Genomic DNA, 21863 nt, shown 5'->3' with positions numbered 1-21863 from the left:
GGTGACAATAGCGTTTTGGACCCACCTGACTCCATGCCGAACTCAGTAGTGAAACGAAACAGCGCCGATGATAGTGTAGCATTTGCTATGTGAAAGTAGGACATTACCAGGCTTCAAATTGTAGAAAGCCCGAATCTAACGATTCGGGCTTTTTTACGTCTGCAGAAAAGTAAAGTGCGCGCAATTAACACACACATCAACACCCATCACGTAGTAGGGCGTAGCGACTCTCTACGTGACTCTCCACCGCTGTGGGCACCGCGATGTTCTATTTCGTAGCCGCTGACTTAGCATTGTAGAAAGCCCGAATCTAACGAACCGGGCCTTTTTATGTCCTTAGAAAAGTGATTTAGGTATTCCTCTATAGCGAAGCATCTCTATAGCACAGCGCCTCTTAGTAAATAATTCACTTAATTTAACGTATTAAAGTGCTCGCTGATGCGAGAGTAGCATTTCACTGTTGTCTTTTACGGTTGTGTATAATAGCTTCTATTGCGTAGCGCACCGACTTCACATTGTAGAAAGTCCGTATCTAACAATTTGGGCTTTTTTGCGCCTATAGAAAGGAAAATATGAGTGAATAATATCGATATAAAATATATAAGCAGATTGGTATTACATAAAAAGTATGAGATCCTCATAAATTAAAGTTATTTTTAAATTAATGGTATGAGTTAATGACTAGCCATTAACAAACTACTGACTTAACTTGTTTATAAAGGCAATGAATACTAATATAATTTCATGACTATATAACTAGAATTTTTTGAGTTAGTTGTTTTAAAATTACCACCAATAATGATTGTGAGCTGTAACTAAATGCACTATGAAACATTTTTAGATGACTCTACTTCGCTAGTTGAATTTACACGTATTTACTTAGCTATTTTTTATACTTTTGTTGCGGGGTTTTATACATTTAGAATTATTTATAAAAATAGAAACACACCATCTGGCGTTGTTTATCCAGGAGATAAATTTTGTTCTAGTTGGTGGAACCATATGGTTTTTAAGTTTTTCAGAGCTGCTATTTGGTTTGTATGTGTAGTGAGAGTGTTTGTACCTGAGTTAGATAGTTATTTGGGTCTGTTTTCGATATTTAATGGCTGGCCAGGAGTATTGTTTGGCGATATTTTATTAAGTGTGGGTTTTATTTTGACGATGTTTGTACATTTCCATATGTCTGAGCTTTGGCGATCAGGAATTGATCCTAAAGGACCGCATGAGCTTAAAACCTCTGGGTTATATGAATATTCTAGAAATCCGATGTATTTAGGTATCGTAGCAGCACAAGTAGGTTTCTTTTTAGCCTTACCTAGTATATTTAGTTTGATCTGCTTAGTGGTTGGTTTAATTGCTATATATAGACAAACCTTAGTTGAGGAAACTCATTTGACCCATCGTTTTTCTACACAATATAAAGAGTATAAATTACTTGTCCCTCGCTGGTTATAGCTTGAGGTAAGGCTATAAGTATATTGAATGTAAATTAAGAGTTATGGGGTTTTCTATGTTGAATTGTAAAAGGTTCACACGATAGACAAAAATTAGATCACTTCTTTTTGTTCTATGTATTTTCCCATAAACTCTTTTTTAGAAATAGCCTTTGAAAAGAAGTAGCCCTGAATATAATCACAAGCAAGATGCTTTAATAGGTTGTATTGTTTTTGTGTCTCAACGCCTTCAGCAACAACCATAACATCTAGGTTGTGCGCCATGGTAATAATAGCTTTAACTAGAGCAATACTATTATCATTTGATTCAATATCTTTAATGAATGAACGATCTATTTTTAATATATCTATGTCTAAGCGCTGTAAATATGCAAGCGAAGAGTATCCAACACCAAAGTCGTCAATGGCTATGTCTATATTAATTGTGCTTAAGCGTTTTAACTGTTGTTGTATTGAGGAGTCTGGGTCCATTAATGTATTTTCTGTAACTTCAATTAAAATAGTATTTGCGGGAAGTTGGTATTTTTTGCTTGCGGTAATCCAATCATCCACCCAGCAACCAGCACGATCAATTTCAAGAGGTGATGTGTTCACACTTATTTGAATCGTTTTCTCACTCAAAATATTAAATTGGACGGTATCTTGAATTGCTTGAGATTTAACCCATTGCCCTATTCCGTTTATTAATTCATTTTTTTCTGCTACAGGTATAAACTCATTTGGTCCTATTAGACCTCGCGTAGGGTGATTCCAACGTATAAGGGCTTCAGCTTTTGGTACTGATTTTCCATCAATTGAAAAAATAGGTTGGTAATATAATTCAAATTGATTTTGAATGATTGCAATACGTATCTCTTCTATTAAACGACGCTTTTCTGTAGCTTTTTCTTCAATAGCATAAGAAAAGAACTCATAGCGATTACGCCCTTTATTCTTAGACAAGTACATTGCTTGATCAGCACGTTTAACGAGCTCTTCTACTGTTAAGCCATCAGCAGGGAAAAACGTTAAACCTATACTTGCTGTAACATACACTGTTTCTTTTTTTATTTTTATACTTTGCATTAAGCTGTTTTTTACAACTTCGGCAATTTTTGATGCCTCATCTGAACTACTTACGCCCTCTAAAATCAACGTAAATTCGTCTCCGCCTAAACGAGCTACTGTATCTTTACTTGTTATACAGCTTTGAAGTCTGGTTCCTACTTGGTGTAATAGTAAATCGCCGTAGTCATGGCCAAGGCTATCGTTTACCTCTTTAAAACCATCTAAATCGATAAATATAAGGGCGAATTTCATTCCTTCAACGCTTACTAAGCCTTGTAGTTTCTCGTAAAAATACCGTCTATTTGGCAAATCGGTTAATCCGTCCTGGTAGGCATATTGTTGCAACTGAATATTTGCACTTTCAAGTTCGTTAGTGCGGAGCCTTACTTGATTTTCTAATGAGTTTTCTCTTTTTTCGATGTTATATAACATATCGTTAAAACAAGATGTTAACTGTCCGACTTCATCTTGTGATAGTTGTTCTGCGCGTAAACTATAGTCATGTGATGTTGTTATTTTACTGGCTGTTTGTGCTAAATATAAAATTGGGTTTAAAAATTTACGTCTTAGTAAAAGCGACAAAATAAGGCTAATCGCAAAGGTAAATGCCATCAGAATCATTATAAACTTGGTATAAAAAGTGATTCTTTCTTTAATGTAGCTGTCGTTAGCACGTATCTTTAATACACCATAATTATACATATCAAGTTGAAGCAAAGTATGAACTTCAATGCTTTGTTCTTTTTGTGTATCTTCGGAGTGTGCAATAGCTAGTTGTTCACCAGTCGTACTCATTACCATTATACTAATGACATCTGCACGCATCAGAATTGGGTTTATAAGTTCTTGTACTGCGTCTATATCGTCAAACATAAGTGCAGTAGTTATATTGGGTGAAAGCATTTTTGACAGAGAACCTAAGCTTTCTATTTGCTCCTCTTTAGCGCTACTGATCTCATAAGCACTAAATACAATCGTCACTATTGCGGTAGATACGAGCGCTACACTCATTAAGATGAATAATAATTTTTTACTTATTGTATTGAGTGAAAATAGTTTTTTCATTACATTACCTTTCTACAACGCGGGCTAGGCGTAGTACTTTTGAACTCATAGTAATGCCTGCATCTTTAAGTTGCTTTGGTGCAATTTCAAAGCGAATTTTTCCACTCGAAAGAAAGAATTTGATATGGCCGCCATTTTCAATAAATAAGTCTGTTTCACCGATGACCATAATGTTTTTTAGCTCTAAGGGCATCATTTTTTGCCACTGGATAAATGTATCCGAGGTAATAAATAGCATGTTACACGCAGAAATTGAGACTTCATCAAGAGTAATTAATTTGTTGTATAGAGGTAAGTTTTTTATCGTACGATTTTTTAAAGCGGTATTAGCCACATTAATAAAGTATTTATCAGAGCTACAAATAGTAAATTCATTAAGGGATTCTAACTGATAATCCCAGTGTCCAAAACGTGCAAAGTTATATAAGAAGCCTGCTTTTAACATGTATTCTTTTTCAACAGCGCTAACGCTGGCACTAAAAAGTGTCAATGTTATTAAGCTACTGTGAATTAGACTTCTTAACTTAGTCATCTAATTAACTTAGAAATTTGCTGAAATAGTGAATGTAATACACTCATCAATATAGTTCGGTAATGTATAGGTTTCGCGCGTATTGTTGTACTCAATATGTGAACCTGCAAATAGGTTTTTACCTGAAATTGCAGTAGACCACACAGGAGTAGCTTGCCAATTCCAACTAATATCTAACGTTGTGTAATTATCGGTGTTATATGCATTTGAGTTTACTGCTCGTAAAGTCGCAAATACACTATGGTCAGCTAAGAATGTATAATCGGTTTTTACAAATAGCTGCCTGTTTTTAGAGTCATAGCCAATAGCAGGTTCTACTCTTGGAGGTAAATCGTAATTATAGTCAGTGTAGCTATAACCAAACTCAGTATTGAGATTATCACCTAGTTGCCATGATACAACTAGGTCGAACCCTTTAGTAGTTGTGTCTGCTACAGATGCAAAGTCTAAATCTAAGCGAGTCATTGTTAGTGCTTGAAAGACTTCTGGAATTCTCCCTGCTAGAAATAAATCGAGTATGGGAGTGAATTGCTCAGCATGAGTATTCATATCAATAACCGCTACATTTTTAGCATCAGTATAATAAGACGATAAATCTAACGACCAGTCTTTAGTTGTAAATCGGTAGCCTAATTCATACGATAGATAGTTTTCTGACTTAACATTGTCATTACCATTTAGGTATGTTGGAATTCTATAGTTGTCTATTTGTTCAAAGCCTGAGCTTATACCGGCTAGGTTTATTACTTTTGTACCATTAACTTTAAAGTTATCGTTAAACTCAATTAGAGTAGGGGTTCGAACACTTCGTGATACAGCGCCCCATACAACGTTGCTGTCGGCTGGCTTATAAATAAGTCTTGCTGATGGTTGATTTTCCCACCCGGTTAGATCGTTATGGTCAAGTTTAGTACCAATAATAAAGTCAAGGGTATCAGGAATCACATTGTACTGAGCTTGGACAAGTGCGCCATATTGTGTGAGGTTATCGAAGTCTTTATCACTATCTAAAAATACGCTTTTAGCGAAAGATATAGAATTGTATCGGTAGTTTAAGCCCCAATCTAGTTGTAGAGATTGATATATAAAGTTCATCTGATAATCAATATCTATCGATTTAAAGTCTTCTTTAATGTAATTTTGAGAGCCATTTTGTTTAAGCCAAGAAACTTGTAGCATCTGGTTTGCATCTGGCGACATTCTATTTTCTAGCCTTGCCATTATGCGTGAGTCTGTTCGTTTTAAATCATCCGAAAATGCAATGTTTGCGTTGGTTTCATCTATAACGCCTCGATAGTTTTGGCCAAGTTTTGAGTGAGTTATATCGCCTTGAAGTAGTGCTGACCACTCATCACTAGGGGTAAAGTCAGCCCTAAAACCTAAAGAGTGTTGTTTGGAAGTATCGTTTGGAGTGAGTGAAATTCCTTTTTTTGACTCATTGGCATCTTTTAAGTGGCCGTAAACTCGGTAACTTCCTTTGTTACTTATATCACCACCATAGCGAAGGTTTGCATCAGCATTTATTTGGTTACCTGTGGTTATATTTGCGTATCCACCGCGAGTATCAATACTATTTTTAGTGATAATATTAATAACGCCATTATTTGCATTACTACCCCAAAGTAGTCCGCCTTGCCCGCGTATTACTTCAATGCGTTCAATATCGTATAAAGGAACATTTAGCGTTTCCCAATAGACTGCGGCAAATTTAGGTGTATATAAACTTTGCCCGTCAATCATTACTAACAGTTTGCTTGAAAAACGAGAAGCAATACCTCTTGAAGAAATAGCCCATTGATTGTTATCAAGCTGACGTACAATTAAACCAGGTACCATTTTAAGGGCTTCGGGAACTGAGGTTGCTCCAGACTTTGTTATTTGCTCTTTGCTAAGCACATAAATTGATGAGGCTGTATCGAAAGCTGACTGTGCTCTTTTCATCGCGGAAGTTACTTGCACATCCATACCCATTAAGGCATCAAGATCGAGATCTTCATCTTCAAACGGCTCAGCCGTTACAAGAGGGCACACAAAAAGTAATGGCCAAAATAAACGTTGTGATATTTTCACCCGAAAGTCTCCTGCGCAATCAAAAAATCAAAAACAATGACTGTTTTTGTAATACATGTGATATCACACAATATTAACATACATTAACAGTGTAAAAGCATAAATGAGATTAAATCAAGGTAGCTAATTTTGTAGTAGTTAAAAGGTCTAATTTCGCCCAATTGAACTGTAAAAATATAGTTAAATGAACTTTATAAGTATATTTATTAAAGAGTCAGTAAAATGTAAATAGCTGATAGTTATATGTTTATATACGACTTAAAATTTAGTCTATTTCAGAATAACTTCAAAGTATTTATGGTTATTAAATATTTAATCTTAACTTTTTCGTGTCATGCTTCTCAAAGCAATATTAATTATATGGGCACAATTTATACCTAGCCCTGTGTTATCTGCGATTGTGGTTTAATTATCTTTGCTTTTGTTAAAGCTATATAGAATACTTAAATTTGCTTGGTTTTGCTTTAAAGGCACCAAAGTATGATAAAAAATGAATTAATTAAAGTAGAAGAAGTACTCGATTTAATGCTTGATGCCGTTTGTGTGGTAGATAAACAAGGCACATTTGTTTTTGTAAGCGCAGCATTTGAGCAAATTTTTGGTTATACGGCCGACGAAGTTGTAGGCAAAAAGATGATTAACTATGTTTACGAAGGTGATCATTACAAAACGCATAACGCCGTAACTTCGCTATTGTCTGGCGAAACGGTAAACCCTCGCTTTGAAAACCGCTGGATGAGAAAAGATGGTCAATTAGTCCATATATTATGGTCTGTTCGTTGGTCAGAGCAACATCAAGTAAGAATTGCAGTAGCGCACGATATAACTGAGCGAAAAGTAATGGAAGAGCAGCTCCATTACATGGCTCGGCACGATGTGTTAACTGGTTTGCCTAATCGCTCTTTATTGATGGAGCGATTAGAAAAAGTAATTATTAGTGCAACTACAAACAACACATTTTTTTCTTTACTGTTTATAGACATAAATGGCTTTAAAGCAGTAAACGACACCCACGGACACGAAACTGGCGATAAGCTTTTATGTGCTATAGCAAAAAGGCTTTCAGCGTCGGTTAGGCATTACGACACAGTAGGGCGTTTAGGTGGAGACGAATTTTTAATTATTTTAGATAATTTAAGTTCTAGCCACGAAACCGTCAGAATAAAAAATAAAGTCCTCACTGAGTTTAAAGCTGTCTTTAAGTTAGATGACGTACTACTAAATATTTCCCCCAGTATTGGCTTTGCAAACTACCCAGAGCACGGCCAAACAGATCACGAACTTATAAAATATGCTGATCAAGCTATGTACAAAAATAAACAACAAGGCTTAGATAACGTAACCTATTTACCTTAAAAAATTATGCTGAACTACCACCTTAGACAGCTCATCTTCACAACGCCCTTAACTACAATACATTACTTAGCGCCACATTTTTAATAGCGGTTTTCCAGCGCTGCGTTAAAAATCTATAAATGCTCTTACAGCAGTTTGTAGGTAGTTCCTTGATAAATAAACTGCACAAGTAATGTCTGGGTGATAATGAAGGCAATTACCGTATAGGCAGTAATACATTTTTTACTAATGATGCAGGCGAAAGCAAAGTTTCGGTCACTGATTACGCAACAGCAATGGTTGATGAAGCGCAAAAAGGAGTGTACGTAAATCAGCATATTAGTATTGCCTACTAATATGATTACTAATCAAAAACGTTTGATTATTTTGATATAACAATACTGGCTCACAAGGCTAAAATAATTTAATCTGAGCGTATTAATTCTTATTAAATTATTTGCCTTATGAGCCTTCTTTTTTCTCTTGCGTTAGCAAGCCTTCCCGCTTTACCTGAGCCTGTTGCAAATAATGCTGTGGCTAAAGTTATTGTAAAAAACCAGCCCTACTTTTTAAGCTTTATGGGGCTGGGGCGCGATAAACAATACTCGTCAGTGCATAACAAAGTGTGGACGCTTAAAGTTGGCGATTCACAGTGGCAATCTAAAACTGGTGTGCCTTCAAGCTTGCCATTAAAAGGGCGCTTAGCAAGCACCGCAGTCGGCTTAGGCGAGTACGCTTATGTGTTTGGCGGTTATACGGTAGCAGAGGATCATACTGAAGTTTCAAGCCCCGACGTATATAGGTACGACGTAATAAAAGATACCTACACTCACCTTGCTAGCATGCCAGTACCCGTAGACGATAGCGTAGCGCTGAGCTACAAAGCGCGTTACATTTATCTAATTAGCGGTTGGCATAACGACGGCAACGTAAACTTAGTACAAGTATACGACACGCAAAATAATACATGGCAACAAGCCTCGCCATTTTTAGGTGAGCCCGTATTTGGCCAAGCCGCTGCTATTAGTGGTAACACCATTGTTATTTGTGATGGCGTTAAAACACAAGCTAATCCTGATTCGCGTCGCTCGTTTGCAGGTGTAGCACAGTGCTTAAAAGGCACAATAGATTCAACTAACCCACAAAAAATAGATTGGCGTACCTTGCCACATCCAACAGGCACTGCTCACTACCGAATGGCAGCCACCAGCTATAATGGCAATATTTATATGTTGGCAGGCTCTAATAACCCATATAACTACAGCGCAATAGGTTACGACGGCAAACCTGCACCAGCAGGTGACCATGTTTGGCGCTTTAGTATCGAAAAAAACGAATGGCAGATTTTATCATCGGCTAAAGTAAAAAGTATGGATCATCGTGGTTTACTTGAGCACAGTGGGGTTTTATATCGAATTGGCGGCATTGATAACAGTCAGCAAGTAAGCGCTAACGTACTCGGTTACGAGGTTGAAAAGTGAACACTCTTTACATTACAGGAGCGGGAGTCAGCGCAGCCAGTGGTATTCCCACCTTTAGAGGGGAGGATGGTTATTGGACCATTGGCAGTAAAAATTATACGCCTATGGAAATGGCAACGCGCGCAATGTACCAAAACGCCCCAAAAGAGTTTTTAGCATGGTATTACCATCGCTTTGCAACGTATCGCAACCATGGCCCAAACGACGTACACCATTGGCTAAGTGACAAAAACCTAATTACTCAAAACATAGATGGGCTTGATGGTAAAGCAGGTAACAAAAATTACATAGCGATACACGGCAGGCTTGATCAAATGACCTTATTTCATGAGCAAGGTGAGCCTGTCACGCCACTTGCCACCCCGTGGGATAGCGTAGACGAAAGCCGCCTGCAAGAGTCTCTTTTTGAGCTATTTAATATTCAAAACCAAACGCCTGAGCTAAACCATTCATTTAAGCCCTTTGTTTTATTATTTGACGAATACTACACCGAGCTTTACAGAATAACACAAGCACAACAGCGTATGCTCAACGCCGATAAAATTGTATTTATGGGCACCTCGTTTAGCGTCAATATTACGCAAATGGCAATTGAAATAGCCCGAAATTACGACATTCCTGTTGAAGTGGTTGACCCTGAACCTGCACATATTTTGCACGCTAACGTCACATATAAAAAAATGAATGCATTAGATTACATTCAATCTAATTAATAAGTGCTATATTTTAAAGGGGTTGGTAATGTTTTCTTAAATATTAAAATCTCTTTATATAATATTAACGAGTCAAAAATGTTATTATTATCCTGATTATAACAATACTAAAGAGATCTGAATGAGCGACTTAACTGCAATAGCAAACTTGTCCATTTTACTTGTAGAGCCTTCAGAGGTTCAGCAAAAAATAATAATAAAATCGCTTTTAGAAAGTGGTGTAAAACAAGTTGAAACTGCATCTACACAAACACAAGCGCTTAGCTTATTAGCAAGTTATCACCCTGATCTAGTTATAAGCTCTATGTATTTATCTGACGGGACAGCCGACTCACTATTGCAAGAAATAAGATCAAACCCTATCACCGAGCATCAACCTTTTATGCTTATATCGAGCGAGCGTAATAAAAAATACCTTGAGCAATTACGCCAATCGGGTGTGCTGGCTATTTTGCCTAAGCCTTTTAGCGCAAAAGCCATTACCCGCGCACTCAAAGCAACCCTTGATATTATAAGCGAAGAAGAAGTAGAACTTGATCATTTTGACGTAACGTTGCTGCGAGTTTTAGTGGTAGACGACAGCCGCTTTGCGCGTAAACACATAATACGTGTACTTGCAGGGATGGGAATACCTGCACCAATAGAAGCTGAAAACGGTAAAGAAGCTATTGAGCACTTGAATAACCAACCGTTTGACTTAATAGTAACCGACTACAACATGCCAGAAATGGACGGGCGAGAACTAACAGAAGCCGTTAGAAGCTCAAATAGCTACTCACATATTCCTATTTTAATGGTGAGCTCAGAGGCAAACGACACTCACCTAGCTAATATTGCTCAAGCGGGAGTTGATGCTATTTGTGATAAACCGTTTGAACCGGCCACAGTGCGAGAATTACTGTATAAAATAATGTCTTAAAAGTAAGTACAAGCGTAGGACGGTTATTATTTGGCCTACGCTCATCTTTAAAATACATTTACTATTACAGTTTTCCTAATCTATAAATGAGTAATGCAGTTTTTTTAATGTTTTTATCAAGGCTGGTTAAATCGGCTGTTTCGTTTTTAGTGTGCGCGCCGCTGCCCATCAAACCTAAACCATCAAGTGCCATATCAACATGATTTGCCGCAAACGAAATATCAGCCGCACCTGCATTGCGTGGATTGGCGGCTACTACTTTGTTGAAGCCTAAGTCGTGGCTTGCGTCGCTGTATAATTCTAATAGCTTTTTATTGCCATCAGTTAATGCCATTGGCGGGTAACCGTCTTCAAAAATAAGCTCTGCTTTACTGCCATCTAAGTTTTTAGCCACAATTTGTAGCATAACCCTTTTAGCGCTTTCTACCTGCTTTGGCGAAAGTGCGCGTAAATCACCTGCAACATGCACGGTTTGTGCTATTACATTACTTTTACCAAATGACGTTGCTGACGAATTAGCACTGTCGTAATCGGCATTTGTACCGCCCACAATAAGCCCTGGGTTAAATGTTAAATTAGGTTGCGTGGCAAGTTGCTCTCTAAAATCATTTAAAATGCGTGATGCTTCGTAAATAGCGCCATATCCAACGCTTTCGCTAAATATTTGTGACGAATGCGCTGCATTTGCCGTTACATTTAGCGTCCAACCGGTATAACCACGGCGCGCCGCCATAGCTGTTTTTATATTGTTATCGCCATTTTCATAACCAAGCGCTACGTCAGCCCAAATTGCTGCATCAACAATAGCTTGTTTAGATAAGCTAAGCGGGCGACCGCTGCTTTCTTCATCGCCAGTCAGCAATACTTTTATGCTTACATTTTCGAGTAAATTAAGGGCTTGTAAGCTTTTAAGTGCGGTAATTATTATCGTGTTACCGCCTTTCATATCGGCAACGCCTGGGCCACTGGCTGTATCGGCATCAAGTTGTTTGTAGGTAGTAAAGTTATCGTTTTTGGCAAATACCGTATCTAGATGGCCGATCATCAGTATTTTTATTGCATCGGGGTTTTTACTCTCATGGGTTGCCAGTACATGTCCTGCGCGGTTAAACGCACTGCCATCCAGCCATTCTACTTTAAAACCAATGGCCTTAAGTTGCTCGCTTGTCAGCGCGCCTACTTTTTTTACACCTTCAATATTAAGCGATCCGCTATTAGTATTTACGGCTTGCTCTATTTCTTTAAGTGCTTGGGGAATGTTTTTATCGACCTGTTTTACTATTTCACGCTCATTTTTATCAAGCGCCGCATGGCTTGTAAGTGGTAGGGTACTAGCAAGTGTAAGGATAAGTGCATGGCTAAATTTTAAAAATGACATAACAGCCTCATAATTGAAGAAAAGAGTTAGGGCGTGTTTATCTTTGATGGTTGAATTTGCAGCAGTGTGTTTGGTTTTTAGGCAAGGCAGAGCCTATGTAGTGTGGTTACTCCCCATAAATAGGCGATAACGTAGCATAAATGCCAAACATGCGCTGCCCGTTGGATTCTTTCTAGGGACGATAAACTCTTTGTTGCTCGGTTTTTACTTAGCCCACTAGGTTACAAACCTCGCGCCGCGATTTAATCGCCCCTAGATTGAACAAATTTCAATCCGCAAAGGTCAACACGCCCCAATATGAAGTAAAAATACAGAGTATTCAATAGGCGTGGTTTATATAAATAATAATGAGCTACAAGGTTAAGGGTTATAGGGGGAGCGCGTTGTTGGTTTAAACACAGATATTTAAAATATAACCTTTTAACTAATAATCAAGCTGTATAAATAAACAACGATTTGTCTGGTATTACTGATCTCCATCATTTTGGGGGTTTTCTACATTTAGGGCAGGCAATGCGAAATTAACTAATTGTTTACACTAATTTATTTTATAGTTATGGTGGAGTCATTGGAATATTTGTCAGTTTGTAAAACGACAAATGCCGTAGACTAAATTGTTATGTTTCAAGGAAGGTTCTGGTGAAAATTGGACTACAAAATAAAACTCAAGTAAAGAAAGGTGTTATCGAATCATATTGGTTTGAAAATGAAACTATGGGTTTATCTAATACTCTTTTTCACCGAGTTACACTTCCTCTTGAAGTATTTGACTCAGATCTCGACTTTAATGAGCAACCGACTAGAACAGAAATCTTATTGGATTGGTATAAACTGGATATATCAGAACCTTCAAAATTAGACGGATTAAATTTAAGCCATTCAAAATACCCAGAAGCTCAAGGTTCCGTTTACATTGGATATGCTCATAACTGGTGTGACGTTAAAGAGTTAACTATCGTAAAGAATAGTGATGGTTATTTCGATGTTTCAGGTAACATTTTAATTGAATTCGAAAATGAAGGTGTAGGTGAAAACGAAGACTTCAAATTTCAGTCGTGCTGTGAATACATAAAAACTGTTTAACCAGGACAAAATACGGTTGGCTTTTGCTCCTTCGTCGTTTAATTTTAGCCAGCGATTATTTGCCTCTTAATGGGACGTATGAGTCAAAATACTATGAATTATCTTCCTCGGGAAAAAGCAAAAGAATTAATTAGAGAACTTAAGTTTCCAAAGTTCTTTGTTGATGTAATAGATGGAAAACTTAATTCACCACTAGACATATATTTTGGGTGTTCAACTCTTTATTACCTAAATAATGAAGAGCAAGAAGCATATAGGCTAGGTAATATTTTACCTCTTTGGGAAGGCGCTGGTGGCTATATGCAGTATGCATACGATGTAAATAGAAAAGACTTTTTTACCTTTGATATAGAGGACGGTGAAGTATCAAACCGGTATACGTGGGACGAGTTGATAAAATCTGTTATCGATACTCTGATAGAGCATGAGCACGATGAGTATGAAAATCTAGAAAAAGCAATTATGACTGTAAAGGTACTGTTAAAAGATTTAAATTTAAAAAATTTTGATAAGCTAGCAGCTAATATACAAAGTGATTGGGATAACCTATAACAAAAACTTGCAAAGGACGTTGCTCTTCACCCGCGTTAGTGAACTCCTCATCACTCTGAGGAGGCTAGAATATTGTGAATATACCTGACCTAAAAAAAGGTTTTACCCAGTTAGTTAAAAATCAAAGTAGTCGAACTAGGCTTACGAATGTTGCATGTAAAAGGATGTTATCTAGGCGCTTAATATTCATCCGTTGGCAAAAGAATATCGAGAAGGTAAGTTCAAAAAGGCATCGCTCCAATGGAGAATACATTGTAGTGAGTGATCCATAATAAAACCCATTAAACTATTACCCACTTATAGTGTTCACTTTGATAGGCTAAGTTTCAGGCTTTTGTTTGTATAAAAAGCAAAATATTACATGGCAGGGCAAAAGCTACTAGCATAATTGCCTACTTCAACTTTTACAGGGAAGTTAAATGAACTTAAATCAAATTACATTACCCGTTACAGATATGGAAATTTCGACTAAATTTTATCGCGACTTAGGTTTTACTCAAATTGTAGATACCCCACATTATGCTCGCTTTGAATGCCCAGATAGGGATTCAACTTTCTCATTGTCTTTAGATCGAGGTGAGTTTGATTGTGGCACGGTAATATATTTTGAACATGAACAATTAGATGAACTGGTTGAGGCTTTAAAAGTTAAAGGTTTTGTATTTGTGCAAGAACCTACAGACCAAAGTTATTTATGGCGAGAGGCCGTACTGCATGATCCGTCAGGTCATAAAATTAAGCTATATTGGGCGGGTGTTAATAGAGTTAACCCACCTTGGCGTGTAGAAGTACGCAGCTAATACAAATCAGATCTTTAATTATGCAGTGTTCAACTTTACGCTATTAAAATCTAACCTCAAAATACAATCAACCATCAGGTTTAACGCCATTGGCATTAAACCTGACAGCTCAAACTCAACCAATCAACGTTAATTAGTTGGCATTAAATAAATTTCGCGTACGCTGTTGCGCTGGTTTGCTTCTATTGCAAACAATACGGCGTCGGCTACATCTTGTGGGTCGAGTTTATCGGGTTTTGCCTCATCAAAAAACGGGGTGTTTACCATACCTGGTGCTATGGTGGTACAGCGGCCATTCCACTCACTCATTTCCTCAGCTAAGTTTTGTCCAAAGCCATAAGCAAACCATTTAGTTGCACCGTAAATAGAGCCGCCAATTGGCTTACGGCCAGCAGCAGAGCTGGTTAATATAAAGTGACCTTTATTTTGGCGTAAATGCGGCAGTGTTAGTTTTGCAGTCCACAGTAGGGCTTTAATGTTTATGTCGATCATGGTTGACCACTCATCCGGATCGCCTTTTTCGGTGCCCGCGGTTGAAACGCCCATGCCTGCGTTAGCAAAGGCTACATCCAAACGGCCAAACTTTTCAATGCCTTTTGTTACTACGTTTTCAAGTGCGGTAAAGTCTGTGGCATCTGCAGCTACGCTAAGTGCGTTATTTGAGCCTAATGATTCAACTAATTTAGTTAATTTGTCTTCGCTTCTGGCGGTTAAAATGACTTTGTGGCCATTGTTAACCAGCGTTTTTGCGGTTGCTTCGCCAATACCGCTTGAAGCACCTGTAATGAGGACTATTTTTTCTTTCGCCATGATTATTTCTCCTATGTTTACATATTCAAAATTATGAGAATAGTTTTACTAATGAGTGGGTCTTAAATGTATTTCTCTGATGTTATTACGCTGATTTGCCTCAATGGCAAATAGCACAGCATCGGCAACATCTTGCGGGTATAACTTGTCAGGTCTTGCTTCATCAGTAAAAGGGGTATTTACAGCGCCAGGGGTGATGGTTGTACAACGCCCATCCCATTCACTAATTTCTTGTGCTAGGTTTTGAGAAAAACCATAAGTAAACCATTTGCTTGCACCGTATATAGAGCCTTTAACAGCTCTGCGACCAGTTGCTGAGCTAGTAATAATAAAGTGTCCTTTGCTTTGGCGTAAATGCGGCATTGTTAGTTTTGCAGTCCACAGTAGGGCTTTAATGTTTATGTCGATCATGGTTGACCACTCATTGGGGTCGCCTTCTTCAACCCCTAAAGTGTCTAGCCCTTTACCTGCATTAGCAAAGGCAACATCTAAACGACCAAATTTTTCAATGCCTTTAGCAACTACGTTTTCAAGCGCGGTAAAGTCGGTTGCATCTGCGGCTACGCTAATGGCGTTATCTGAGCCCAATGACTCGACTAATTCAGTTAATTTATCTTCGCGTCTAGCGGTAAGTATTACTTTATGACCATTGTTAACCAGCATTTTTGCGGTTGCTTCGCCAATACCACTTGAAGCGCCGGTTATGAGTACAATTTTCTCTTTTCCCATAGATAACCTCTTTTGTGAACCTTGAAAGCTTAAAATAACCATACCAATAAACGATTAACCTATATTGAATAGGCGCTATAAATTAGCCGTAAATAGGTGGGCTCTACGTATCAAAAACCATAGTTTTAACGGTATTTTTAAAGTTGAAATAAGTGATTAAAAAAGATAGGTTTAAATTTTTTATTCTATATACTCGCGCCACTTCTTTTGAAGTCGGTTTTTATTAGATTTAACCATTATTTTGCTGAGTTTCAGCCACATTTATCGGAACAAACATGAAAGATAAACTTTTAGCGTTTTGGCAAAGCCATTCAGAAACAATCATCACTTTAGGATACAAAGTGATTTTAGCGTTGGTGATTTTAATTGCGAGTGCCTTAATTGCACGCTCGGTTAAAAAAGCGATTAAAAACTCTAAATCGCCATTAAAAAAAGTGGATAGTACGCTGCTTCCTCTTTTATCGAGTATTGCTGGTTATTTAGTTTATATAATTGGTGGGCTATTTATTTTAGATATTTTTGGCGTTAATACGGCAAGCTTAATTGCGCTAATGGGTGCTGCTGGTTTAGCGATTGGTTTAGCCCTTAAAAATACGCTGAGCAATATTGCTGCGGGTATTATGCTGCTAATACTCAGACCTTTTAAAATAGGCGACTTTGTTGATGCCAGTGGCACGCTTGGTACTGTGAGTGAAATAAACTTGTTTACCACTATTTTTAAAACCACCGACGGTCTTTATATAGCATCGCCTAACGGCAAAGTGTGGGGTGGCAATATTAAAAACTTTACCCGTAATGGCAAAAGACGAATGGATATAGTGGTGGGTATTTCGTATGCCGACTCTATTGACGTTGCCTTAAATGTACTTAAAGAATTAGCCGCATCAGAGAGCCGATTACTCGCAGAGCCTGCACCTAAAGTAATGGTGACATCAATAGGCGAAAGCGCAGTGAACATTCAATTACGTGCGTGGGCTGTTAATGGTGATTATTGGCAAACTGTGTGGGATTTAAATAAACGTGTTAAAGAAGCAATTGAAGGCGCTGGGCTGAGTATTCCGTTTCCGCAGCGTACGCTGCATTTATCGGAGTCGATGGCGTCGGCAATAACTGTTAACAAAGATGCTTAAATATGTATTAACATAAACATAAACACGAATAAAAATAGCGAGCCTTTGCTCGCTATTTTTGTATTAGCCTTTGTGTAGGCTAAGGTATTAACCTTCTAATTGAAAGTCGTACACTGAGCCTAAATTAAGTAGCTGCGTTAGCTCATCAAGTGCTTGGTAGCTTTCGGTGAGTAGGGCTGAATCTGCAAAGTCACTTGCGCCTAATTTGTCGCGGTAGTTACGTTTTGCCCAGTCACACAGTTGTGTGTATTTAGTATCAGTTAAAATAACCTCAGGGTTTACTGCAGCAAGTTCTTGCTCGTTAAGGGCTACACGTAAACGCAAGCAAGCTGGGCCGCCACCATTTTGCATACTTTGGCGTAAATCAAAAAACTGCACTTGGTTTACTGGGTTATCAGCCATAATCATTTCTTCAATGTAGGCGTTAACCGCGCTGTTGCGTTTACACTCTTGTGGTGCCACTAACAGCATTGAACCATCTTCAAGGCTCACTAACTGGCTATTAAATAAGTAACTACTTACAGCATCGGAAATACTTACTTTGTCGGTAGGTACTTCAATAATGTAAAATTCTTTATTGCCTACATACGCTTCGCGAATATCTTGCAGTGCCAGTGCTTGGTTTAAAAATGCTTGCTGGTGGCACAGTAATACGTTGGCGTTACCTACTGCAATTACATCGTTATGAAACACGCCTTGATCTATTACGTCTGGATTTTGCTGTAGTAAAATTTGGCTTGAATCTTTTAAGTTATGTAAACGGCAAATTGCTTCTGAGGCTTCTAGAGTTTGCCTTGCAGGAAATTTAGCTGGTTTTGGTAATTGGCTGTTAAACGCGCTGGCACCAAATACAAACATTTCAAGGCCTTGCTCGCCGTGGCTGTCACAAAAACGAGTATGGTTTGCTGCACCTTCGTCGCCAAAAAAGCCTTGGTCTGGTAAATGGGTATGGTGCGCAAAGTATTTGTCGTTATTAAACATCGCTTTTAATAAGCGCGTAGTGGTTGCAGGCTCTAATGAACGATGAAACTTATTATTTAAATTAGCTGAAGTAAAATGTACTTTGCCGTCGGTTGTATCAGGAGATGGCGATACCGTAGCGGCATTGGCAGTCCACATTGCAGACGCTGAATAACACGCGCGTAATAAAATTGGGTCAGCTTTAAATGCTTTATGAATTACTTGTGCATCATTACCGGTAAAGCCTAAGCGGCGCAGTACGTTTAAGTCGGGGCGCGCATGAGGGGCAAATACACCTTGAGTTAGGCCTTTGTCGTGCATCGCTTTCATTTTTTCAAGGCCTTGAAGCACGGCCTCTTGAGGATTTGAAAAGCTTGCTGCATTATTTAACGAGGCAACATTACCATACGATAAACCAGCGTAGTTGTGAGTAGGGCCAACTAAGCCATCAAAATTAACTTCCAAAGCGTGCATACACGTTCCAACTAAAAATTTTCAATAGGATGCAACAATACAACGCATTAGGGCTGCTTGCAAAGTTATAAACGCAGTGTTTTTACTAATTTTTTCGACGTTTTTAAATGTGGAGTTTATTACAAGGAGGTTGTTTTTATATTGAACGATTAATTTGAAGTTTAATTAAAATGTACACATAAATTTCATAGTGTGCAAAAGCTTAGCCTAAAGTAGGTTTTTACATTTAAGCTTTATGCCAAGCCTTTACACAATACGATGTTACTTAACATAGACGCGCTCTTTATCAGCGGTGGTATGGGTATTTGTTGGATCATTAACTTGCCAAACGCTAATATCTAAACGCCATAAAAGGTAAAGGGTATGGTATAAGTTGAACATGGTTTTTCCTTGGTATTTTCACTGAACACATCAGTTTATTGGAAGAAGTATGCCAACATTAACTTGAATATTTTATGAATAGAAATCAGGTATTTAGTATTTAAGTGTAAATACATACTTAAGGATTAGCACCAAAGCGGTGAAGTATTTTTAAAATATGCACCAGTGTGGTGTGTTTTTAACAAAAAAGCCCTGCAACTATTAGGTCACTTAAATGTGCAAGGCTTTTTAAAAAATGTAGTCACTTAAAAAGAAAATTAGCGGCCTACTTTTCCTTTTACTAAAGGCTCGAACGACATTACTTTAAACTTACCGTGGCTTTGATTTTTGCCATTATTAAGTACAGGCGAATTATGTAAATCGTCAACGGTAAAGTATATTTTATGATCGGCTCCGTAACTAAAGCCATCAGGCCAGCTTAAGCGTTCGTCCTTAAATAATACTTCATAGTCGCCAGTGGATTTAACTACGCCAATTGCGCCATTGGTTATGTCGGTTACATATACGTTACCGCCGCCATCAACAATAATACCATCGGAAATTGGCTTAGTGCCGTAACGCGTAACTTTGTCTTCAAGTGCTTTAGCCGAAAGGCTCTCGTTATTTATATCGCTGGTGGCAATGCGGTAAACCGACGTGCCCGACATTGAGCCAAAGTAGAGCCAGTCTTCGTTAGGGTCAAGCGTAATAGGGTTAACACCTAAGCGGGCTGGTTGTCCGCCAAGGCTCATTATGCGCCCATCAATAACCATATCGATATTTTCGGCGGTGGTGTAATGGCTATTTTGTAACACTCTGCGTGCGACACCTGTTTTAAGGTTTACCGTAATAATAGCGGCTTGGCTGCCTTGGGCTGTGTCGGCAATGTATACAACGCCATGTTTATTATCGATGACTAAATCGTTTAAAAACGAGGTGTCGGTAATGGTCGGTTTAGCCAGATAAATAATTTTATGTAGTTGCTCTTTGTTTGTATCCCAGCCTACTAAGCGCCCAGCATGATCGGGCCCTGAAGTGTCGAGCATCCATAATACACCATCGCTTGATACGTTTATGCCAAGTACGTCGTAAAAACCTTTACCGTTATTGTACGCGTATGCCCACTCTTCATTAGGGTAGGGCTTAGTTGTACCATCGCTTAAAAGCTCCATAATTTTTTGCTTTTGGCCAAAAAAGCCATGCACAGATAAAAACTTTCTGCCCGATGGGGTAATAGCAATGTTGCCCGGAGGGTGCTGCGCATCAAAGGTGGCTACTGTTTTTAAATCAGCATTTTGGCCAGCGGTGTTAGCAGTTACAGCGTTGCTACCTAAAAGTGCCGTGCTACACGCCGCTGCTAATAGTAGTTTTTTAATATGAGTCATTTTTAAAACCTTTTAAAACACGTTTATTGTTTAAAAATTAAGAGCCTAATCGGCTAAGTCGTATACGACTAAATCGAGCAGCTGCATCAACTGTTTCGCTTGTGTTGCATCTACACTATCAAATTTACATAAAATATTTTTAGGAATATCGGCTGCTTTTAACTTAAGTGATTGGCCATGCTTGGTTAGCTGAACTAGGCGTTTGCGTTTGTCGTGCTCATCTTTAATAACAGCCAGTAATGATTTGTCGCTCATTTTTTTGAGTATTTGGGTCATTGCACCGCCATCTATCGCGGTTTTATCTATTAGCTCTGCAATTGTTATTTCGTCTTGCTCCCACAGCGCCATCATTACTACGTATTGCGGATAAGTTAAATTTAGCTCGTTTAAAGGCTCGCGATACGCACGCGCAATGCTGTTAGATGCCATATATAACCGATGACATAACTGATTTTTTAACTTTAATTGCTCAAACGGCATAACGTTATCCTTTATTTCGATACATGGCATTTTAATTTGCATGCAAAGTATTTGCAATCTCTAATTACTTGTTCTATTATTTTGCACACAAACTAAATTGATTGATATTTTTAAACTTTGGAGTTCATTATGAATGTATTACAAAACGTAGCTTATACAGCAAAAGCAACTGCAACTGGCGGCCGCGAAGGCGTAGCTAAATCTGATGATGGTCGTTTAGATGTAAATTTATCAACACCTAAAGGTTTAGGCGGAGACGACGGTCAAGGTACTAACCCTGAGCAATTATTTGCCGCAGGTTATGCCGCGTGTTTTATTGGCGCACTAAAATTTGTAGCAGGTAGCGAAAAAATAGATTTACCAAGCGACACACATATTGACTCACAAGTATCTATTGGCGCGATTGAAGGCGGTTTTGGTATTGCAGTAAAACTTGCTGTATCACTAGGTGATATGGATAAAGCTGCAGCGCAGGAGCTTGTAGATAAAGCGCACCAAGTATGTCCATATTCAAACGCAACACGTGGCAATATTGAAGTAGAGCTTTCAGTTATTTAATTAATTGCTAAGTTAACTAATACTGTAATAGCCCAGTGGTTTTGCCACTGGGCTTTTTTGTGCGTGGAGTTTAATAAAAATGAGTCGTTAAATAAACATACAAAAAATCATATATTCACTATTCCATATATTCTGTTTTTGTTTTATTGTATGTGCAATAAAACTGCGAGGACAATATGGAACAATTCAACCCACTTCAATTTTATAAATGCCTAGCGGACGATACGCGTTTAAAAGCAATGCTGCTCATTAGCCATCAAGAAGAGCTATGTGTATGCGAACTGGTTGCTGCACTTGAGCTAAGCCAGCCTAAAGTGTCTCGCCATTTAGCGCAGTTAAGACAATGCGGATTGTTGAGCGACCGTAAACAAAATCAATGGGTTTATTACAGTATTAATAAAGCCCTGCCAGAGTGGGCTAAAAATGTATTAACGCAAACGCTTACTGCTAACCATTCATTTTATGAAAACGATTTAACGCGCTTAAATGTTATGGGTAATCGCCCTGAACGTATTACTAGCTGCTGTAACTAACTTATTAAAGGTATT

20 protein-coding genes and 1 rRNA gene are annotated in these 21863 nt (G+C 38.2%); 12 read left to right on the top strand and 9 right to left on the bottom strand.

Annotation, left to right across the window (positions count from 1 at the left end; translation table 11 throughout):
- Positions 1–112: ribosomal RNA gene (gene rrf / locus H5092_RS09635) — 5S ribosomal RNA — on the top strand; the annotation flags it as partial.
- Positions 113–819: 707 nt separating this feature from the next.
- Positions 820–1455 carry an isoprenylcysteine carboxylmethyltransferase family protein gene (locus H5092_RS09630; protein WP_182733417.1) on the top strand — a complete coding sequence of 212 codons (636 nt, stop codon included), beginning with the start codon at positions 820–822 and terminating at the stop codon, positions 1453–1455.
- 92 nt (positions 1456–1547) lie between these two features.
- On the opposite strand, the gene H5092_RS09625 is transcribed toward H5092_RS09630, so the two are convergent.
- The 3 genes from H5092_RS09625 to H5092_RS09615 are packed head-to-tail and all read right to left on the bottom strand — an operon-like array spanning position 1548 to position 6168.
- Entirely contained in the window at positions 1548–3566 is a 2019-nt protein-coding gene (locus H5092_RS09625; protein ID WP_182733416.1) for a bifunctional diguanylate cyclase/phosphodiesterase, read from the bottom strand.
- Between the two features lie 4 nt (positions 3567–3570).
- Entirely contained in the window at positions 3571–4098 is a 528-nt protein-coding gene (locus tag H5092_RS09620) for a YfiR family protein (RefSeq protein ID WP_182733415.1), read from the bottom strand.
- A gap of 9 nt (positions 4099–4107) precedes the next feature.
- Positions 4108–6168 (bottom strand): TonB-dependent receptor domain-containing protein, encoded by a 2061-nt coding sequence (locus H5092_RS09615; RefSeq protein ID WP_182733414.1) that lies wholly within the window; start codon positions 6166–6168, stop codon positions 4108–4110.
- A 480-nt stretch (positions 6169–6648) separates the two neighbouring features.
- Between H5092_RS09615 and H5092_RS09610 the strand changes: the two genes are divergently transcribed.
- The 4 genes from H5092_RS09610 (at position 6649) to H5092_RS09595 (ending at position 10616) form a co-directional block, all read left to right on the top strand.
- On the top strand, positions 6649–7524 hold the full coding sequence (locus H5092_RS09610; protein WP_182733413.1) for a sensor domain-containing diguanylate cyclase: 876 nt from the start codon (positions 6649–6651) through the stop codon (positions 7522–7524).
- Positions 7525–7967: 443 nt separating this feature from the next.
- Positions 7968–8984: a kelch repeat-containing protein gene (locus H5092_RS09605; protein WP_182733412.1), complete on the top strand. Its 1017-nt coding sequence runs from the start codon at positions 7968–7970 to the stop codon at positions 8982–8984.
- Positions 8981–9697: a Sir2 family NAD-dependent protein deacetylase gene (locus H5092_RS09600; RefSeq protein WP_024597449.1), complete on the top strand. Its 717-nt coding sequence runs from the start codon at positions 8981–8983 to the stop codon at positions 9695–9697. The genes H5092_RS09605 and H5092_RS09600 overlap by 4 nt, the downstream gene beginning before the upstream one ends.
- A gap of 121 nt (positions 9698–9818) precedes the next feature.
- A complete protein-coding gene (locus H5092_RS09595) occupies positions 9819–10616 on the top strand; it encodes a response regulator (protein WP_004334468.1) in 798 nt (265 codons plus the stop codon).
- Between the two features lie 64 nt (positions 10617–10680).
- On the opposite strand, the gene H5092_RS09590 is transcribed toward H5092_RS09595, so the two are convergent.
- Entirely contained in the window at positions 10681–11994 is a 1314-nt protein-coding gene (locus H5092_RS09590) for a M20/M25/M40 family metallo-hydrolase (RefSeq protein ID WP_182733411.1), read from the bottom strand.
- A gap of 639 nt (positions 11995–12633) precedes the next feature.
- Here H5092_RS09590 and H5092_RS09585 point away from each other — a divergent pair.
- From H5092_RS09585 to H5092_RS09575, 3 genes are all read left to right on the top strand, one after another.
- The gene (locus tag H5092_RS09585) at positions 12634–13077 is read left to right on the top strand and encodes a hypothetical protein (protein WP_182733410.1); all 444 of its coding nucleotides are present in this window, start codon (positions 12634–12636) and stop codon (positions 13075–13077) included.
- Between the two features lie 93 nt (positions 13078–13170).
- Positions 13171–13629, top strand: a complete 459-nt coding sequence (locus H5092_RS09580) for a hypothetical protein (RefSeq protein ID WP_182733409.1) — start codon at positions 13171–13173, stop codon at positions 13627–13629.
- Positions 13630–14048: 419 nt separating this feature from the next.
- The gene (locus H5092_RS09575) at positions 14049–14429 is read left to right on the top strand and encodes a VOC family protein (protein WP_182733408.1); all 381 of its coding nucleotides are present in this window, start codon (positions 14049–14051) and stop codon (positions 14427–14429) included.
- Between the two features lie 129 nt (positions 14430–14558).
- On the opposite strand, the gene H5092_RS09570 is transcribed toward H5092_RS09575, so the two are convergent.
- Both H5092_RS09570 and H5092_RS09565 read right to left on the bottom strand, forming a co-directional pair.
- Entirely contained in the window at positions 14559–15239 is a 681-nt protein-coding gene (locus H5092_RS09570; protein ID WP_024597443.1) for an SDR family oxidoreductase, read from the bottom strand.
- Between the two features lie 48 nt (positions 15240–15287).
- Positions 15288–15968: an SDR family oxidoreductase gene (locus H5092_RS09565; RefSeq protein ID WP_024597442.1), complete on the bottom strand. Its 681-nt coding sequence runs from the start codon at positions 15966–15968 to the stop codon at positions 15288–15290.
- A 275-nt stretch (positions 15969–16243) separates the two neighbouring features.
- Here H5092_RS09565 and H5092_RS09560 point away from each other — a divergent pair, with 275 nt between their 5' ends.
- The gene (locus H5092_RS09560; protein ID WP_182733407.1) at positions 16244–17098 is read left to right on the top strand and encodes a mechanosensitive ion channel family protein; all 855 of its coding nucleotides are present in this window, start codon (positions 16244–16246) and stop codon (positions 17096–17098) included.
- Positions 17099–17185: 87 nt separating this feature from the next.
- On the opposite strand, the gene astB is transcribed toward H5092_RS09560, so the two are convergent.
- The 3 genes from astB to H5092_RS09545 all read right to left on the bottom strand — a co-directional run bounded on the left by astB (position 17186) and on the right by H5092_RS09545 (position 20757).
- A complete protein-coding gene (gene astB / locus H5092_RS09555; RefSeq protein ID WP_182719995.1) occupies positions 17186–18532 on the bottom strand; it encodes an N-succinylarginine dihydrolase in 1347 nt (448 codons plus the stop codon).
- Between the two features lie 638 nt (positions 18533–19170).
- On the bottom strand, positions 19171–20277 hold the full coding sequence (locus H5092_RS09550; protein ID WP_182733406.1) for an L-dopachrome tautomerase-related protein: 1107 nt from the start codon (positions 20275–20277) through the stop codon (positions 19171–19173).
- A 45-nt stretch (positions 20278–20322) separates the two neighbouring features.
- Positions 20323–20757 (bottom strand): MarR family winged helix-turn-helix transcriptional regulator, encoded by a 435-nt coding sequence (locus H5092_RS09545; RefSeq protein WP_182733405.1) that lies wholly within the window; start codon positions 20755–20757, stop codon positions 20323–20325.
- 129 nt (positions 20758–20886) lie between these two features.
- Between H5092_RS09545 and H5092_RS09540 the strand changes: the two genes are divergently transcribed.
- Together H5092_RS09540 and H5092_RS09535 are read left to right on the top strand one after the other, a co-directional pair.
- Complete coding sequence (locus H5092_RS09540; RefSeq protein ID WP_024595412.1) at positions 20887–21315, top strand: organic hydroperoxide resistance protein; 429 nt, start codon at positions 20887–20889, stop codon at positions 21313–21315.
- A 176-nt stretch (positions 21316–21491) separates the two neighbouring features.
- Complete coding sequence (locus H5092_RS09535) at positions 21492–21848, top strand: metalloregulator ArsR/SmtB family transcription factor (RefSeq protein WP_182733404.1); 357 nt, start codon at positions 21492–21494, stop codon at positions 21846–21848.
- Positions 21849–21863 lie beyond the last annotated feature (15 nt).

Origin of the sequence: Pseudoalteromonas sp. SR41-7, assembly GCF_014163935.1 — a bacterium.
GTDB lineage: Bacteria > Pseudomonadota > Gammaproteobacteria > Enterobacterales > Alteromonadaceae > Pseudoalteromonas > Pseudoalteromonas distincta.
This window is presented reverse-complemented; position numbering and strand designations above follow the sequence as displayed.

Excerpts from the sequence above, each read along its gene's own strand:
- H5092_RS09540 (WP_024595412.1), top strand. The coding sequence starts at position 20,887 with ATGAATGTATTACAAAACGTAGCTTATACAGCAAAAGCAACTGCAACT.
- H5092_RS09570 (WP_024597443.1), bottom strand. The coding sequence starts at position 15,239 with ATGGCGAAAGAAAAAATAGTCCTCATTACAGGTGCTTCAAGCGGTATT.
- H5092_RS09610 (WP_182733413.1), top strand. The coding sequence starts at position 6,649 with ATGATAAAAAATGAATTAATTAAAGTAGAAGAAGTACTCGATTTAATG.
- astB (WP_182719995.1), bottom strand. The coding sequence starts at position 18,532 with ATGCACGCTTTGGAAGTTAATTTTGATGGCTTAGTTGGCCCTACTCAC.
- H5092_RS09545 (WP_182733405.1), bottom strand. The coding sequence starts at position 20,757 with ATGCCGTTTGAGCAATTAAAGTTAAAAAATCAGTTATGTCATCGGTTA.
- H5092_RS09535 (WP_182733404.1), top strand. The coding sequence starts at position 21,492 with ATGGAACAATTCAACCCACTTCAATTTTATAAATGCCTAGCGGACGAT.
- H5092_RS09565 (WP_024597442.1), bottom strand. The coding sequence starts at position 15,968 with ATGGGAAAAGAGAAAATTGTACTCATAACCGGCGCTTCAAGTGGTATT.
- H5092_RS09605 (WP_182733412.1), top strand. The coding sequence starts at position 7,968 with ATGAGCCTTCTTTTTTCTCTTGCGTTAGCAAGCCTTCCCGCTTTACCT.
- H5092_RS09620 (WP_182733415.1), bottom strand. The coding sequence starts at position 4,098 with ATGACTAAGTTAAGAAGTCTAATTCACAGTAGCTTAATAACATTGACA.
- H5092_RS09625 (WP_182733416.1), bottom strand. The coding sequence starts at position 3,566 with ATGAAAAAACTATTTTCACTCAATACAATAAGTAAAAAATTATTATTC.
- H5092_RS09580 (WP_182733409.1), top strand. The coding sequence starts at position 13,171 with ATGAATTATCTTCCTCGGGAAAAAGCAAAAGAATTAATTAGAGAACTT.
- H5092_RS09595 (WP_004334468.1), top strand. The coding sequence starts at position 9,819 with ATGAGCGACTTAACTGCAATAGCAAACTTGTCCATTTTACTTGTAGAG.
- H5092_RS09575 (WP_182733408.1), top strand. The coding sequence starts at position 14,049 with ATGAACTTAAATCAAATTACATTACCCGTTACAGATATGGAAATTTCG.
- H5092_RS09590 (WP_182733411.1), bottom strand. The coding sequence starts at position 11,994 with ATGTCATTTTTAAAATTTAGCCATGCACTTATCCTTACACTTGCTAGT.
- H5092_RS09630 (WP_182733417.1), top strand. The coding sequence starts at position 820 with ATGCACTATGAAACATTTTTAGATGACTCTACTTCGCTAGTTGAATTT.
- H5092_RS09560 (WP_182733407.1), top strand. The coding sequence starts at position 16,244 with ATGAAAGATAAACTTTTAGCGTTTTGGCAAAGCCATTCAGAAACAATC.
- H5092_RS09550 (WP_182733406.1), bottom strand. The coding sequence starts at position 20,277 with ATGACTCATATTAAAAAACTACTATTAGCAGCGGCGTGTAGCACGGCA.